The sequence below is a fragment of the Streptomyces sp. NPDC001594 genome (genome assembly GCF_042893675.1).
Taxonomy (GTDB): domain Bacteria; phylum Actinomycetota; class Actinomycetes; order Streptomycetales; family Streptomycetaceae; genus Streptomyces.
The window spans coordinates 371,281-386,150 of record NZ_JBIAVB010000002.1 but is presented as its reverse complement, the minus strand read 5'-3'; the positions used below and the strand labels follow the sequence as shown (position 1 = coordinate 386,150).

The following is a 14,870-nucleotide window of genomic DNA, read 5'->3' as shown; positions in this document are numbered from 1 at the left end:
GGGGCCCCTCTAGGGCACTCGGCCCGGCCGTTACGCGAGCGTGTCCGCGGCGGTCGGGGAGGAGTCGCGCAGGAAGGTCGAGCAGCGCTCGTACTCGTCCTTCTCGTCGATGGCGCCGGCGGCGCGGGCCAGGGCGTGCAGGGCGCGCAGGAAGCCGCGGTTCGGCTCGTGCTCCCACGGCACCGGGCCGTGGCCCTTCCAGCCGGCCCGGCGCAGGGCGTCCAGGCCGCGGTGGTAGCCGGTGCGGGCGTACGCGTAGGACTCGACGGTCCGGCCGGCGGCGAAGGCCTCGTCGGCGAGGGCGGCCCAGGCGAGGGAGGAGGTCGGGTGGGCGGCGGCCACCTCGGCGGGGGCGGTGCCGGCGGCGAGGGCCTCGCGGGGCGCGGGCTCGTCGGGCAGGTGGGTGGGGGCGGGGCCCCCGAGCAGGTTCTGGTGAATCGACATGCGTTCAGTGTGTCCGATGGGGCTGTCCGACGCGGCCGGGTGGCAGGGCGCTCGCCCCGGTGAGGTGCCTCGGCGGGGCGGGCCGGGCGGGCTCGGCCGTCCGGGTGGCTGCGGGGGCCGGGGGGTAAGCCGGGGGGCGAGCCGGGCGGTCCGCCGCCGGACGGCCCTCGGCCCGTAGGCCGTCCGCCGCCGGGTGGGCCTGGGCCTGGCGGCCGTCCGCCGCCGGGTGGCGGGGGGCCGGGGGGACCGTGGGCGGGCGGGTGGCGGCCAGTTCGCGGCGCAGGACCGGGACGATCCGCTCGCCCAGGATGTCGATCTGTTCGAGCGCGGTCTCCAACGGGATGCCGGCGTGGTCCACGGTGAACAGCTGGCGCTGGTAGTGCCCGTAGACCTCCCGGAAGCCGAGGATCTTCTCGATGGCCTCGTCGGGGCTGCCCACGGTCAGCGGGGTGCGGGCCGCGGCCTCCTCCAGGGACCAGTGCAGGGCGCGGGCCGGGGAGCGGTCGAAGTAGGGGCGGAACCCGCTCAGCGCGTCCTGCGAGCGGGCCCGTACGAACAGCTGTCCGCCGAGCCCGACGATGGCCTGTTCGGGGGCGCCGTGGCCGTGCTCGGCGTACCGGGTGCGGTAGAGCTCGACCAGCCGGGCGTAGTGCCCGACGGGGGCGAGGAGGTGGTCGGCGAAGAACCCGTCGCCGTAGTGGGCGGCCCGCTCGGCGGTCTCCGGGGAGCGCACCGAGGCGTGCCAGACGAAGGGCGGTACGCCGTCCAGCGGGCGGGGCGTGGAGGTGAAGCCGTCCAGCCGGGCGCGGGAGCGGCCCCGCCAGTCGACGTCGGTCTCCCGCCAGAGGCGGTGCAGCAGGGCGTAGTTCTCCCCGGCGAGGGCGCCTGCCTCGCGCAGGTCCTGGCCGAACCAGGGGTAGACGTCGGGGGTGTCCCCGCGGCCGGCGATCAGGTCGAGGCGGCCGCCCGCCAGGTGCTGGAGCAGCGCGTACTCCTCGGCGACGCGCACCGGGTCGTTGGTGGTGATCAGGGTGCTGGCGGTGGAGAGGATCAGCCGCCGGGTGCGGGCGGCCAGGTACGCGAGCAGCGTGGCCGGCGCGGAGCACACGTAGGGCGGGCTGTGGTGCTCGCCGGTGGCGAAGACGTCGAGGCCGGCCTCCTCCGCGCGGACGGCGAGGGCGGTCATGGCCCGGATGCGCTCGTGTTCGGTCGGCATGCGGCCGGCCCGGGGGTCGGGCGCGAGCTCACCGACCGAGAAGATGCCGAACTGCACGCCGCTGCCCCGCTTTCCCACGCCTCCCGTGCCGCCGTCGAGGGTCCCGACCGTGCCCGGTCTGCGGTGATCCGGCCAGTTCCGGGCCGACAGTCCGTCAAGTCGAGGAGGTGGTGGGGACCCCACCACCTCCGGGGCGATCGCGGTGACCGGCACACCTCCCCCAACGGGGGGTGCTCGTCGGACGGTAGAGGGGCAGTGGACGCACGCCGAGGGGGGCATGTCGTGGAAGCGGTCATGGGCAGCAGCAGCACCAGCACGGGGATGGGCACGGGGAACGGCACCGGGAACGGGAACGGGCGGCCGGATCCGGCCCGGGAGGTGGCCGACGACCTGTGTGCCGCCGTCCTGTCCTCCCTGCGCCGCAAGGACCAGCGGGAGAAGGGCCGCCAGTACGTACAGGGGCTGCTCGCCCTTCCGGGGCGCAAGTCGATGCGCGGGATCGCGGGGCAGGTCGGCGGCGGGGCGGCCGAGCAGAGCATGCACCACTTCATCTCCGGCTCCACCTGGGACTGGCAGCCGATCCGGGCCAACCTCTCCCGTTTCCTGGAGGCCGCGAGCCCGCTGACGGCGTGGGTGGCGCAGCCGATGGCCATCCCGAAGGGCGGGGAGCACTCGGTGGGCGTGGCCAACCGGTTCGACCCGCACCAGGGGCAGATGTTCCGGGGGCAGCAGGCGTTCGGCACCTGGTTCGCCTCGGCCGCGCTGGCCACTCCGGTGGGCTGGGAGATGTTCCTCCCGGAGGCCGAGCAGACCGATCAGCCGGGGGAGCACGCCGCCCGGGCCGCGTACGAGGAGGCCGCGGCGGCCGCCGTGATCTCCACGGTGCGGCGCAGCGGGAGCCCGGTGCGGCCGGTGGTGCTGGACATCCGGCAGATCGGGACGCGCTCCACGATGAACCGGTTCGCGGAGGCGGGGCTGCCCGTCATCGCCCGGATCAGCCCGTCCACCCCGCTGCTCGTCACCGATCCGGCGCTGCCCGGGCACGGGGCGGGGGCCCGCTGCGCGCGGGACGTCCTGCAGGCGGTGAAGGGGCTGAGCACCCCGGTGGAGTGGACCGACCCCGATCCGGCGGCCGGTCCGGGCCGGCACCGCAGCACCCTCGCGGTCGCGGTGCGGGTGATGATGCCCGACCCCTCGCCGGCCCGCCGCCGTCATCTGCTGCTGGTCGGGGAGTGGGCGGATCCGCGGCGCGCCCCGTCGCAGCTGTGGGTGACGGACCTGGTGCGGCTGCCGGTGGGCCCGCTGCTGCGGCTGACGAAGCAGGGCCGGCGGGTGGCGTTCGCCGCCGAGCACAGCGGTCAGGAGGCGGGGCTGCGCGACTTCGCGGGGCGGGCGCTGCCGGGCTGGCACCGGCACGTGACGCTGGCCTCGGTGGCGCACGCCGCCCGGGCGCTGACGGCGACGGAGGGCTACGCGCTCTCGTACGGGGCCGCGTAGGGGGCGGCGCCCGAGCGGTCGGCGGCGGTGCGGCGGTCGTGCAGGACGGCACGGGTCTTGCGCAGCCGCAGCGCCATCTGGACCTCCAGTGCCCGGCCGGGCTTCTGCCAGTCGGGGCCGAGGAGTTCGGCGATGCGCTCCAGGCGCCGGGAGACGGTGTTGGGGTGGACGTGCAGGGCCTCGGCGGCGTGGGTGGGGCTGGCGCCGGAGGCGAAGTACGCCTCCAGGGTGCGGGTCAGCTCGGCCGGGCGGCCGGAGTCGTACTCCAGGACGGGGCCGATGGTGCGGGTGATGTACGCCTCCACGTCGTGGTCGGCGGACAGCAGCAGGCCGAGGAAGCCCAGTTCCTGGAGGGAGGCGGTGCCGCCGACCCCGTCGAGGGCGGTCAGCGCGTCGAGGCAGCGCACCGCCTCCGCGTAGGTGCGGGCCACGTCGCCGGGGCCCTTGGTGGGTCCGGCGGCGCCGGTGGACACGGCGTGGCCGAGCAGGGGCGACAGCTCTCCGGAGGCGCGGTGGGCGGCGGCGGAGGCATCGGTGCCGGGCAGCACGAGGACGAGGCAGCCCCGGCGGACGCCCTTGAGGCCGCCCATCCGGTAGGCGTACGAGGAGGCCCAGGCCACGGCCTTGCCGAGTTCGCCGCCCTCGGGCCGGGCGACGACCACCACGTGCGGGCGGTCGAGGTCGATGCCGAGTCGGCGGGTGCGTTCCAGCAGGTGCAGGTCGACGGTGTGGGGCCGGTCGAGGAGGTCGGCGAGGAGTTCGTCGTGGACGGGGCCCTCGGCGGCGGCGGTGCCGCGCTGGATGAGCATCAGGGAGGCCACGGACTGGGCGGCCAGCTGGAGCAGCCGGACGTCCTCGTCGGCGAGCGGGGCGGAGGGGCTGAGCAGCAGGACCCCGAGGTCCTCGGCTCCGGCCAGGACGGGGGCCAGCCACAGGCAGCCGGGCAGCCGGACGGGGCGCCGCAGGGTCAGGGCCTGCAGGGCCCCCTTGGTGACGGCCTCCTCGTCCAGGTCCGGGAGTTCACCGGTGGCGGTCAGCGGCCGTCCGCCCGGGTCGCGTACCTGGAGGACGCCGTCCAGCGCGTCGGCGGTGGCCCGGGCGAGGGTGGGCAGGCCGGCGCCGTCCAGGACGAGTCCGGCGAGGCGGGCGTGGCACTCCCACAGGTGGCGGACGCGGGTGAGGGCGGTGTGGGTGCGGGAGCCGAAGGCCTCCAGCTCGGTGACCTGGTCGCGGGTCTGCTCCAGCAGGCGGGCCTTCTCGATGGCGACGGCGGCCAGGTCGGCGAGGGAGAGCATGATGCCGATCTCGTCCGGGCTGAACTGCCGTACGGCGCGGTCGGAGCCGTAGAGGGCGCCGAGGGTGGAGTCCCCGCGGCGCAGCGGCACGGCGATGATCGCGTGGAGGCCCTCGGCCTCGACGACGGCGTCGATGCCGGGGGCGTGCGCGATGGTGGGGTCGGCGAGGTAGTCGGGGGTCCACACCGGGGAGCGGCGGGCCTGGGCGATGCTGCCGAGGCCCCGGCCGGTGCCGAGTTCGAGGCCGACGTTGAAGGCGGTGGTCTCGCCCTCGGAGGTCCGCACGTACGCCGTGCCGTCGGGGCGGCTCAGGGACAGCCAGGCCATGTCGAAGCCGAGCAGACGCCGGGCGCGGCGGGTGATCAGCCGCAGCAGGCCGTCGATGTCGTACGGGGAGGTCAGGTCGTGCGCGGTGTCGACGAGGGCGGTGAGGGCGGCTTCGCGCTGGCGGCTGCGGCTGGCGCGGGCCTGGACCGAGCGGGCCAGTTCCAGGGCCCGGCTGAGCCCGTCGAGGGCGGCGGCGTCGGCTCCGGCCGCGCGGGCGTCGGTGAGGAGCTCCTCGTACCGGCCCGGCGGGGCGTCCGCCGCGAGCAGCTCCAGTACGGCCAGTGCGCCCGCGTCGTCCCCGCGCATCCTGCCGACCCCCTCCGACCAGCTGTTTTACCCGCGTCCCGCCCCGAACCTAGGTTCCGGGCGGCGAAGGGTCAAGCACGGGTCACAGGGTGGCCGGCCGTCAGCGGCGTACCGCGCCGGCCAGGGTGAGGCCGGGGCCGGGGAGGGCGGCGCGCAGGGCGGCGACGCGGGTCTCGGCCCGGCGCAGGGCGGCGGGGTAGGTGCCGTCGGGGTGGCGGCCCTCGGCGCCGCGCAGGCCCGCGAGTTCCAGGAGCAGTTCGCGGTGGCGGCCGAGGGCGAGTTCGGCTTCGACCCACTGGCCGAGTACGGACAGCCGGTCGGCGTCGAGGGAGGCGGTGCGGCCGCGCAGCCAGCTCCCTGCGTCGATGCCGTCGAGGGCCGGGCCGGTCCACAGGTCGAGGGCGCGGCGCAGCCGGGCGGCGGCCTGGGCGAAGTCCCCGCGGCCCATGGCCCGGTAGCCGGCGCCGGCCTCGCGTTCGAACTCGCGGACGTCGCAGCGGCCGCCGCCGGTGTCGAGGAGGTATCCGCCGGGACGGGCGGCGAGGACGGTCTCGGGGGTACGGACCGAGCCGGCCCCCAATGCTTCCGCGAACCGTTCGCGCAGCCGGCGCACGGCGGTGTACAGGGCGGCGCGGGAGTGCTCGGGCGAGGTGTGGCGGGCCAGCTCCTCGGCGAGCACGGAGACCGGGACGACCCGGTCGGGGCTTGCCGCGAGGGCCGCCAGGACGTGCCGGGACTCCGGTGTGGGGGCGGTGATGGGCACGCCGTTCTCCGTGACCCGTGGTGCGCCGAGTACCTCAATGTCCACAGTGTTCTCCCTGGGCAGGCGAGCAGAAAAAATAATACCCGGGGGGATCTTTTTGGGAAGGGGTGGGGCGCGTGGGGCGGTTCAGGCGGCCGGGTCCTGCGGGTCGGCGAACTCCCCGGTGGGAACCACCCCGTTGACGCAGCCGGTCCGGCAGGAGTGCGTGCCCAGCGGCCCGTGGAGGGCCCGGGACCCCCGCCCGGGGGCGGTGTCCAGCCGGATGGCCACCGCCGGGACCACCACGTTCGGCATGACGTGCGTGTAGAGCTCGGCGACCTGGGCGTCCAGGTCGAGGCCGAGGGTGTGGGACATGGTGTTCAGGCCCGCGTACGCGCCGACGATCAGCCGGGCGGGCACGACCGGTTCCACTCCGGGCAGCAGCTCGCCCCGGTCCCGGGCCTCGGTCAGCAGGCCGGCGCACAGCTCGATCCAGGTCTCGTAGGGGGTCGCCCGGTCGAGGTGGGGGCCCGTCTGGTCCAGCGTGAGCCGGGCGCTCGCCCGGATCAGCACCTCGTGCCGCATCCGGTGCGAGAAGACCATGCCGATGTCGACGAACTCCTGCGCCTTGTACGGCTGGGGCAGCGCCTGCGGCTGCCCGTCGTTCTGGGCGTCGATGACGGCCTGGGCCAGGCCTTCCTTCGACTCGAAGTGGAAGTAGAGGGCGCCCTTGGTGACCTTGGCGATGTTGACGATGTCCGAGAGCTTGGCCGCGTCGTAGCCGTGCTCCTCGAACACCACGGCCGCCGCCTGCAGGATGGCGTGGCGGGTGCGCACCGCCCGGTCCTGCTTCACCTGGGGTCTCTCGGTCCTCATATGGGGCGTCGCCTCTCCTGTCCCGCCGGCATCACATTCCCACGGGTACGTTTTCGGTATTCCACACCATCGCGCGGGCGGACGTCCACCGGCGATGTCACCTCACGCACACGAAAGAGGGGTCCGCCCGTCCGGTTCCGGACGGACGGACCCCTCGGGGAAGTCCGTGGCGCGCTGGGCGCCGGGGACTACTTCAGCTTGGTGCCCGTGGAGCGCAGGTCGCCGCAGGCCTGGACGACGCGCTTGGCCATGCTCGCCTCGGCCAGCTTGCCCCAGGTGCGCGGGTCGTAGGTGTTCTTCTTGCCGACCTCGCCGTCGACCTTCAGGACACCGTCGTAGTTGCGGAACATGTGGTCCGCGACCGGGCGGGTGAAGGCGTACTGGGTGTCGGTGTCGAGGTTCATCTTCACGACGCCGTTCTCCAGCGCGGTGGCGATCTCCTGCTCGGTGGAGCCGGAGCCGCCGTGGAAGACGAAGTCGAACGGGCTGCTCTTGCCGTACTTCTCGCCGACGCCCTGCTGGAGGTCCTTGAGCAGCTCGGGACGGAGCACGACGTTGCCCGGCTTGTAGACGCCGTGCACGTTGCCGAAGGAGGCGGCCAGCAGGTAGCGGCCCTTCTCGCCCAGGCCCAGGGCCTCGGCGGTGCGGATGGCGTCCTCGACGGTGGTGTACAGCTCGTCGTTGATCTCGTGGCTGACGCCGTCCTCCTCGCCGCCGGTCGGGGTGATCTCGACCTCAAGGATGATCTTCGCGGCGGCGGCCTTGGCGAGCAGCTCCTGGCCGATGGCCAGGTTGTCGGCCAGGGTCTCGGCGGAGCCGTCCCACATGTGCGACTGGAACAGCGGGTTCAGGCCCTTGGCCACGCGCTCGGCGGAGATGTCGAGCAGCGGGCGGACGTAGCCGTCCAGCTTGTCCTTGGGGCAGTGGTCGGTGTGCAGCGCGACCGTGATGTCGTACTTGGCGGCCACGACGTGCGCGAACTCGGCCAGGGCGACCGCGCCGGTGACCATGTCCTTGTTGTACTGGCCGCCCAGGAACTCGGCGCCGCCCGTGGAGATCTGGATGATGCCGTCGCTCTCGGCCTCCGCGAAGCCGCGCAGCGCAGCGTGCAGGGTCTGGGTCGAGGTCACGTTGATCGCCGGGTAGGCGAACTTGCCTGCCTTCGCCCGGTCGAGCATCTCGTTGTAGACCTCGGGGGTTGCGATGGGCATCTGTCCGCTCCTTGGATGTGCGGGGAGTGTGCTTATTGCGGGCCCTGACCTGGGGGCGACGTCAGACGTCGCGCCTATCTTTCCAGACTCGGCGCGACACTCCACCCCGCGTGACGGCCCTCGTACGGCGAGAAGGGTGGGGTGTTTCACGTGAAACACCCCACCCTTCCGAAAAGGTGCAGGTCAGGAGCGGAGTACGGGCTTCCGAGGACCTTCGTCACCCGTTGCGCCGAGCCCGCTCCAAGGCCCCGTCACCACCCCTTCGCGACCACACTCCGAGACGGCCGGGGCCGCGGAGGGCCGCCGGGAGGGGCCGCCGGGGAGGCTCAGGCCAGGCCCAGGTCGCCGAGCTGGTAGCCGGTGAGGTAGGGCAGGCCCGCTCCGGCGATGGCCTCGGCCGCGCCGCGGTCCACGATGGTGGCGACGGCGACGACCTCGCCGCCGGCCTCGCGGACCGCCTCGACGGCGGTCAGCGGGGAGCCGCCGGTGGTGGAGGTGTCCTCGACGACCAGGCAGCGCTTGCCCTTGACGTCGGTGCCCTCGATGCGGCGCTGCATGCCGTGCGCCTTCTGCGCCTTGCGGACCACGAAGGCGTCCAGGCGCTGCCCGCGCGCGGCGGAGGCGTGCAGCATCGACGTGGCGACCGGGTCGGCGCCCAGGGTCAGGCCGCCGACGCAGTCGAAGTCCAGCTCCGCGGTCAGGTCGAGCATGACCTGACCGACCAGCGGGGCGGCCTCACCGTCGAGGGTGATGCGGCGGAGGTCGATGTAGTAGTCGGCCTCCTTGCCGGAGGAGAGGGTCACCTTGCCGTGCACGACGGCCTTGTCCTTGATCTGCTGCAGAAGCGCATCGCGTACGTCACTCATGACGTCGAGCTTAAGGGGGCGCTAGCCGAGGCGGCGCCAGGTCCAGGTCGTGGAGACCTCCAGCGGGTCCACCGGGGTGACCAGGCGCGGGAGGGTGTTCAGTCCGTTCGGCGGGCCCGACTGCGGCTCCACGCAGACGGCCTCGGGCTGCTCGTCGTACACGACCACCCATTCGGCCGGGCTGGTGACCTTCAGCTCCAGCTCCCCGGGCCAGGTGAGGGTGGCGTCGACCCCGTAGGGCATCCCGAAGCAGTCGTCCCATGGGCCCGGGGCGGGGTCGATCCGGCGGCCGGTCGGCAGGTGGTCCGCGCCGCGCTCCTCCTGCCAGGCCGGCTCGAAGGCGAGCTGCGCCTCGGCGCCCCCGTCGGTCAGCGTGCGGTTGAACCAGGGGTGCCAGCCGGCCTGGGCCGGGAAGGAGTCCTGGTACGTCTCCACCCCCATGGTGATCTTGAGGGAGTCCCCGCTCAGCTCGAAGACCTGCGTCACCCGGCCGGCGTGGGGCCAGGGATCGGCGAGGTCGAAGTAGAAGGAGGCCCCGGTGTCGCTCACGGAAGCGCTCCGCCAGGGCAGGTCGCGGCCGAGTCCGTGGATGGCGTGCGGGGGGTGGTTGACGGGCAGCTGGTGGACGGTGCCGCCGTCGCGGAACCGTCCGTTCGCGGTGCGGCCGCACCAGGGGACCATCGGGAAGGCGCCGTAGCGCGGGCCCTGGCGCAGCAGCTCGGTGCCGTCGACGCGCAGGCTGCCGATGCGGCAGCCGTTCTCCTGGTCGATGGTGATGTCGGCGCCGCCGGCGCTCAGTTGCGTACTCATACGGCCGACCCTACGGCGATCGGGGTCGGCTGCCGCTCAACGGAGGCTCGGCGGCGGCTCGGCGCCGTTCGGCGGCCGTTCAGCGGCGGCGGCGCAGGGCCCGTCCGACGACCACCGCCGAGGCCAGGGCCAGGGCCGCGGCCGGGGCGATCCAGCGCAGGACGGGGGTGCTCCCGCCGGAGGAGGGGGCCGGGACGGGGGCGTAACGGCCGCGCGGGGGTGCGTGGTCGACCTCCTCCGCGCTGCGGCCGATCATCGTGCGGCGGGCGTGGGCGGCCTCGGCCGGGGGGTTCGTGGGCGCGGTGGGATCGTCGGCGGCGCCGTCCCCGAGCCCGGGGGCCTGCGGGAGTTCGCCGAGCCCGGGCAGGTCGGCGAAGTCGGGGAGGTCGGGGAGGTCGGGGAAGTCCGCGCCCGGGAACGGGTCGAGGGAGGACGGCGGCACCTCCGTGTCGAACACGGACGCCGCGCCGGGCCCCGGCTCCCCCTCCGCCCCGGGCTCCCGGGATCCGGCTTCCTCGGCCAGGTTGGCGCAGAGCCGGTCGAGCAGCTTCCGGACGGCGGCGGTCAGGGCCTCGGGGTCCAGGGCGGCGGTACGCCCCTCGGCGCCGCCCTCCCCGGTGAACTCCAGCCGGGTCCCGCCGTCGTGGGAGGTCAGCCGCAGCACGGCCGACAGCTTGACGCTGCCGTGGCCGCGCACCTCGGCGCCCTCGCACTCGGCGATGAAGTGCTCCGGGTCCCGCTCGGCGAGCGCCAGCGTCCCCCGGTAGGTGACGCTGCTGGAGCCGACGCGCAGCCTGAGCCGCCCGGTCACGGTCCCGGCGGCCGCCTCCGCGTCGGCGTCCTGCTGGAGTCCGGGCACGCAGCGCGCCACCCGGGCGGGGTCGCGCAGCACGGCGCGCAGATCGTCTGCCGGTACCGGTACGAACACCTGATGCTCCATGCGGCCGAGCCTACCGACGCGAGCCGCCCCTGCACACGGACGCGGCGGCACGGGCTGCCCAGGCGGACACCCCTAGGGCCTGTCCGGCGGATCACGGCCCGGGCCGCGGCGCCCGGCACGGCGCCGCGGCCTGTCCGACCCTGATCCGCCGGACAGGCCCTAGGAGTAGCGCGGGTGCGGGAGGGTGGACGGGGGCAGGCCGGTGAGGCGGGCGCGGGCCGCGTCGCGGGCGGCGTCCTGCAGGCCCCGGGTGGACACCGCTCGCAGGGCGGGCGTGTCGCGGTCCACCCGCAGCTCGGGGGGCCCCTCCCGGGCGGCGAGGACGAAGCCCCAGTCCTGCGGCGGGGCGTCGGCGGCCCCGAGGGTGCGGTCGGGCCCGGCGGCGAAGCCGGAGAGGCGGCCGCCCGCGCTGTAGGGGGTGGTGCGCAGGCCGGCGGCGCGCAGCGTGGACTCGACGGTCCAGTACGTACGGGGCCTGGTGCCCAGCGGGCCGGCGTGGACGGCGATGCGGCCGCCCCGGTTCAGGGCCCGCGCGGCCAGCCCGTAGAACTCCTGCGAGTACAGCTTGGTGCTCGGGGTGATGCCGGGGTCGGGGAGGTCGGAGACGATCACGTCGAAGCGGGCGCGGGCGGCGGGTCCGCGCAGCCAGCGGAAGGCGTCCTGGGAGACCACGCCCAGCCGCGGGTCCTCGTAGGCGCGGCCGTTGAGGGCTGAGAGCATCGGGTCGGTCCGGGCGAGCTCGACCACCCCGGGGTCGAGCTCGACGACGGTGACGGAGACGACGTCCGGGTAGCGCAGGACCTCGCGGGCGGCGAGCCCGTCGCCGCCGCCGAGGACCAGGACCCGGGCGTGCGGGCCGGTCATCGCGGGGTGGACCAGGGCCTCGTGGTAGCGGTACTCGTCGTAGCCGCTGACCCGCAGCCGCCCGTCGAGGTAGAGGTCGAGGGAGCGCGGGGAGCCGGTGGAGGGGCCGGTCAGCACCAGTTCCTGCACCCCGGTCTGCACGGCCACCCGCACCTCCGCGCCGTAGACCGCGGTGCGCGCGACGCGCTCGAAGTCGTCGGCGAGCAGGGTCGCGCAGGCGAGCCCGGCCAGGACCGCCGCGTTGACGGCGAAGAGCAGCCAGCGGCAGCGTCGGCTGAGGTCGCGGCGGAACAGCCACAGGACGAGCCCGCCGCCGACGACGGCGTTGACGGTGCCGGTGAGCATCGCCCCGGTGAGCTGGCCGAGGACGGGCAGCAGCAGGAAGGGGAAGGCGAGCCCGCCGACCAGGGCGCCCACGTAGTCGGCGGCGAACAGGTCGGCGACGGCCCCGCCGGCGTCCTGTCGGCGGATGCGCTGGATGAGGACCATCAGCAGCGGGATCTCGGCGCCGATGAGCACCCCGATGGCGAAGGAGAACGCGACGAGCGCGGGCCGGGACTCGCCCAGCCAGGCGAAGCTCGCATAGAGGGCCATGGCGGAGAACCCGCCGAGCAGCGCGAGCCCGGCCTCGATGGCGGCGAAGCCGAAGGCGGGGCGGGTGCGGAGCCGTTTGGCGAGGAGGGAGCCGACGCCCATCGCGAAGACCATGACGGACAGCACGACGGACGCCTGGGTGACGGAGTCCCCGATGAGGTACGAGCCGAGGGCGAGCAGCTCCAGCTCGTACACCAGTCCGCAGGCGGCGCAGACGAACACCGTGGCCAGGACGAGGAGTCGGCCGGTCCGGGGCTGTACGGGCAGGGCGGCCGGAACGGTCTGCACGCCCCGCGGCTCCGCCGCCGGGAGCACCCCGCGGGGGGCGGAACGGTCGATCATGCAGCGAACCGTACGTCACCACCCACGGACACCCTGTCACCCACATGGGTGCAAGTACCGTGTCGATCCCGCCAGTTGGCGTAACACGTACGCAACCCGGCCGTACGGGACGGCCGGCCCGACGCCCTAGACCGGCGCCCTAGACCGGCGCCCCCATTCGGACGCCCACCCGGGTCCGGGTGGCCACCAGCTGCCCCTCCTGCGGGTACGCGTGCCAGGTCCGCCAGCGCACCTGTCCCTCGTGCCGCTGGGCGAGCATGGCGGTGAAGGCGTGCGGGTCACCCGGGAAGGTGCCCGCCAGTCCGTTCGGGTGATCCGCGACCAGCGCGAGGAGTTCCTGGGCCCGTCCCGCGAAGGAGCCGCGCGAGAGGGTCTCCACGCGCGCCGCGAACTCGTACTCCCAGTCCCCCACCCGCTTCGCCACGCCCAGCGGCAGCGGCGTACGGCTGCCGGGCATGCAGGCGACCGTCTCCGAACAGAGCACCTCGCCCTCCTCCAGGAGCACCTGATGGGAGGCCCCGAGCAGGCGCAACTCCACCTTCGCGTCCTGGAGCTGGAGGTTCAGTACGGCCAGGGCGGGCAGCCGGTCCCGTCCCAGGGCCCAGGCGAGATCGGCGGCACGCGTGTCGGTGTAGGTGGTCTGGAGGGTCGTGAGCATGAGTCGGCTCCGCAAACGCGCGAGGGAGAGGGGCCGGACCCCGCCAGCGGTAGGCAACGGGTGGGGGGACACCGGCACGGGTCCACTGGGGGTCCAGGGAGGTCCTCCGAGGACTGGTCTACTCAACCGAGGGAATCATGAAAGGCACGGCACTCACAGCGCATTTACCCAACTTGACGGGGTTTACATCCCCCCGGGGGCTACCCGGTTCACGTGTTCAACCGCAGGCCGTCCGTACGCCTTCGTACACACCCGAACAAGAAGACGCCCGAAGGAAGTTGTCCCCGCCGGGCGTCCTGTCCACGCGGCGGCCTCCGCCCCGCTCCAGTGTCAGCTCCCCCCGCATCCCCCGCCACCGCAGGAGGAACCGCAGGACGACCCGCAGGAGGACGACGAACCGCACGAGGACGAGGAGCCGCAGGAGGAGGAAGACCCCCCGCCGCCCGCCCACCAGCTGCCGCCGGAGCTCCCGCCGCCGCCGGACCCGCCCCCGCCGGAGAGCTTCCTCGCGACCCAGACGACCACCGCGGCGATCGCCCCCACGACCAGTACGACGACGACCATGGCCATCACCCCCTTCCTGACACCCCGGTCCCCCGGGGAACGGGATCCCCGCGTCCCGCGTGGAGGGGGGATGCCCGCGGCCCGAACCCGCCAAAGCACACTTGAGCAACTCCAGAGGTTCCCCGCAGGATGGCGCCCATGAGCGCACCCGCGGACAGCGACCGCCCCTTCCTCAACCGCCGCCTGGCGGCCTTCGGCACCACGATCTTCGCGGAGATGTCGGCCCTGGCCGCCCGCACCGGGTCGATCAACCTGGGCCAGGGCTTCCCCGACACCGACGGCCCCGCCGAGATCGCCGAGGCGGCCGTCCGGGCCATCCGCGACGGCCGGGGCAACCAGTATCCGCCCGGCCCGGGCGTCCCCGAGCTCCGCGAGGCGATCGCCGCCCACCAGCAGCGCTTCTACGGACTCGGCTACGACCCCGACACGGAGGTCCTGGTCACGGCGGGCGCCACCGAGGCCATCGCCGCCGCCCTCCTCGCCCTCCTCGAACCGGGCGACGAGGTCATCGCCCTGGAGCCCTTCTACGACTCCTACGCCGCCTGCATCGCCATGGCCGGCGCCGTCCGCGTCCCGCTGACCCTGCGCGCCCCCGACTTCCGCCCCGACCTCGACGCCCTGCGCGACGCCGTCACCCCCCGCACCCGCCTGCTCCTGCTCAACACCCCCCACAACCCGACCGGCACCGTCCTGACCCCGGAGGAACTCGCCGCCATCGCCGAGCTGGCCATCGAGCGCGACCTGCTCGTCGTCACCGACGAGGTCTACGAGCACCTGGTCTTCGAGGGCGGCCACACCCCGCTGGCCTCCCTGCCCGGGATGCGCGAGCGCACCGTCACCATCTCCTCCGCCGGCAAGACCTTCTCCTTCACCGGCTGGAAGGTCGGCTGGATCACCGCCCCGCCCGCGCTGGTCTCGGCCGTCCGCTCGGCGAAGCAGTTCCTCACCTACGTCTCCTCCGGCCCCTTCCAGTACGCAGTCGCCGAGGCCCTCGCCCTCCCCGACGCCTACTACGACGCCTTCCGCGCCGACCTCGCCGCCAAGCGCGACCTGCTCACCGAGGGCCTCACCGCCGCCGGCCTGCGGGTCTTCCGCCCGCAGGGGACGTACTTCATCACCACCGACATCTCCCCCCTCGGGGAGAAGGACGGTCTCGCCTTCTGCCGCGCCCTGCCCGGGCGCTGCGGGGTCGTCGCCATCCCCAACCAGGTCTTCTACGACGACCAGGAGGCCGGTGCCACCCAGGTCCGCTGGGCCTTCTGCAAGAAGACGGAGGTCCTGCGCGAAGCGGTGGACCGGCTGAGGGCGCTCTAGGCCG

13 protein-coding genes are annotated in these 14,870 nt (G+C 74.3%); 2 read left to right on the top strand and 11 right to left on the bottom strand.

Translation table 11 applies throughout. The features are described 5' to 3' along the window. Nucleotides 1-30: 30 nt before the first annotated feature. Together ACFY0O_RS05330 and ACFY0O_RS05325 are read right to left on the bottom strand one after the other, a co-directional pair. The gene (locus ACFY0O_RS05330; RefSeq protein WP_358897930.1) at nucleotides 31-444 is read right to left on the bottom strand and encodes a DUF3151 domain-containing protein; all 414 of its coding nucleotides are present in this window, start codon (nucleotides 442-444) and stop codon (nucleotides 31-33) included. A gap of 4 nt (nucleotides 445-448) precedes the next feature. Further along, entirely contained in the window at nucleotides 449-1,717 is a 1,269-nt protein-coding gene (locus tag ACFY0O_RS05325; protein WP_388943462.1) for a CE1758 family FMN-dependent luciferase-like monooxygenase, read from the bottom strand. Nucleotides 1,718-1,954: 237 nt separating this feature from the next. Here ACFY0O_RS05325 and ACFY0O_RS05320 point away from each other — a divergent pair, with 237 nt between their 5' ends. Then, complete coding sequence (locus tag ACFY0O_RS05320; protein WP_388943034.1) at nucleotides 1,955-3,157, top strand: IS701 family transposase; 1,203 nt, start codon at nucleotides 1,955-1,957, stop codon at nucleotides 3,155-3,157. Here the strand turns inward: ACFY0O_RS05320 and ACFY0O_RS05315 are convergent. The 9 genes from ACFY0O_RS05315 to ACFY0O_RS05275 form a co-directional block, all read right to left on the bottom strand. Next, entirely contained in the window at nucleotides 3,130-5,085 is a 1,956-nt protein-coding gene (locus tag ACFY0O_RS05315; RefSeq protein WP_388943031.1) for a helix-turn-helix domain-containing protein, read from the bottom strand. The two genes, ACFY0O_RS05320 and ACFY0O_RS05315, sit on opposite strands and share 28 nt — an antisense overlap. A gap of 100 nt (nucleotides 5,086-5,185) precedes the next feature. Further along, nucleotides 5,186-5,893, bottom strand: a complete 708-nt coding sequence (locus ACFY0O_RS05310) for a BTAD domain-containing putative transcriptional regulator (protein WP_388943029.1) — start codon at nucleotides 5,891-5,893, stop codon at nucleotides 5,186-5,188. A gap of 81 nt (nucleotides 5,894-5,974) precedes the next feature. After that, nucleotides 5,975-6,703, bottom strand: coding sequence for a ScbR family autoregulator-binding transcription factor (locus ACFY0O_RS05305; protein WP_388943026.1), 729 nt, complete (start codon nucleotides 6,701-6,703; stop codon nucleotides 5,975-5,977). Nucleotides 6,704-6,891: 188 nt separating this feature from the next. Next, nucleotides 6,892-7,914, bottom strand: a complete 1,023-nt coding sequence (gene fbaA, locus ACFY0O_RS05300; protein ID WP_388943023.1) for a class II fructose-bisphosphate aldolase — start codon at nucleotides 7,912-7,914, stop codon at nucleotides 6,892-6,894. 326 nt (nucleotides 7,915-8,240) lie between these two features. Then, complete coding sequence (pyrE, locus tag ACFY0O_RS05295; protein WP_388943020.1) at nucleotides 8,241-8,780, bottom strand: orotate phosphoribosyltransferase; 540 nt, start codon at nucleotides 8,778-8,780, stop codon at nucleotides 8,241-8,243. Between the two features lie 21 nt (nucleotides 8,781-8,801). Then, nucleotides 8,802-9,590, bottom strand: coding sequence for an aldose 1-epimerase (locus tag ACFY0O_RS05290; RefSeq protein WP_388943017.1), 789 nt, complete (start codon nucleotides 9,588-9,590; stop codon nucleotides 8,802-8,804). A gap of 79 nt (nucleotides 9,591-9,669) precedes the next feature. Continuing rightward, nucleotides 9,670-10,530 carry a CoxG family protein gene (locus ACFY0O_RS05285; protein WP_388943015.1) on the bottom strand — a complete coding sequence of 287 codons (861 nt, stop codon included), beginning with the start codon at nucleotides 10,528-10,530 and terminating at the stop codon, nucleotides 9,670-9,672. 159 nt (nucleotides 10,531-10,689) lie between these two features. After that, a complete protein-coding gene (locus ACFY0O_RS05280) occupies nucleotides 10,690-12,330 on the bottom strand; it encodes a polyamine aminopropyltransferase (RefSeq protein ID WP_388943012.1) in 1,641 nt (546 codons plus the stop codon). A gap of 139 nt (nucleotides 12,331-12,469) precedes the next feature. Further along, nucleotides 12,470-12,988, bottom strand: coding sequence for a DUF2617 family protein (locus tag ACFY0O_RS05275; RefSeq protein WP_358897945.1), 519 nt, complete (start codon nucleotides 12,986-12,988; stop codon nucleotides 12,470-12,472). 693 nt (nucleotides 12,989-13,681) lie between these two features. Between ACFY0O_RS05275 and ACFY0O_RS05270 the strand changes: the two genes are divergently transcribed. Further along, nucleotides 13,682-14,866 carry a pyridoxal phosphate-dependent aminotransferase gene (locus tag ACFY0O_RS05270; protein ID WP_388943009.1) on the top strand — a complete coding sequence of 395 codons (1,185 nt, stop codon included), beginning with the start codon at nucleotides 13,682-13,684 and terminating at the stop codon, nucleotides 14,864-14,866. The last annotated feature ends 4 nt before the right edge of the window (nucleotides 14,867-14,870 follow it).

Coding starts and splice junctions, on each gene's coding strand:
- ACFY0O_RS05305 (WP_388943026.1), bottom strand. CDS start 6,703: ATGAGGACCGAGAGACCCCAGGTGAAGCAGGACCGGGCGGTGCGCACC.
- ACFY0O_RS05330 (WP_358897930.1), bottom strand. CDS start 444: ATGTCGATTCACCAGAACCTGCTCGGGGGCCCCGCCCCCACCCACCTG.
- ACFY0O_RS05315 (WP_388943031.1), bottom strand. CDS start 5,085: ATGCGCGGGGACGACGCGGGCGCACTGGCCGTACTGGAGCTGCTCGCG.
- fbaA (WP_388943023.1), bottom strand. CDS start 7,914: ATGCCCATCGCAACCCCCGAGGTCTACAACGAGATGCTCGACCGGGCG.
- ACFY0O_RS05285 (WP_388943015.1), bottom strand. CDS start 10,530: ATGGAGCATCAGGTGTTCGTACCGGTACCGGCAGACGATCTGCGCGCC.
- ACFY0O_RS05275 (WP_358897945.1), bottom strand. CDS start 12,988: ATGCTCACGACCCTCCAGACCACCTACACCGACACGCGTGCCGCCGAT.
- pyrE (WP_388943020.1), bottom strand. CDS start 8,780: ATGAGTGACGTACGCGATGCGCTTCTGCAGCAGATCAAGGACAAGGCC.
- ACFY0O_RS05280 (WP_388943012.1), bottom strand. CDS start 12,330: ATGATCGACCGTTCCGCCCCCCGCGGGGTGCTCCCGGCGGCGGAGCCG.
- ACFY0O_RS05290 (WP_388943017.1), bottom strand. CDS start 9,590: ATGAGTACGCAACTGAGCGCCGGCGGCGCCGACATCACCATCGACCAG.
- ACFY0O_RS05320 (WP_388943034.1), top strand. CDS start 1,955: ATGGGCAGCAGCAGCACCAGCACGGGGATGGGCACGGGGAACGGCACC.
- ACFY0O_RS05270 (WP_388943009.1), top strand. CDS start 13,682: ATGGCGCCCATGAGCGCACCCGCGGACAGCGACCGCCCCTTCCTCAAC.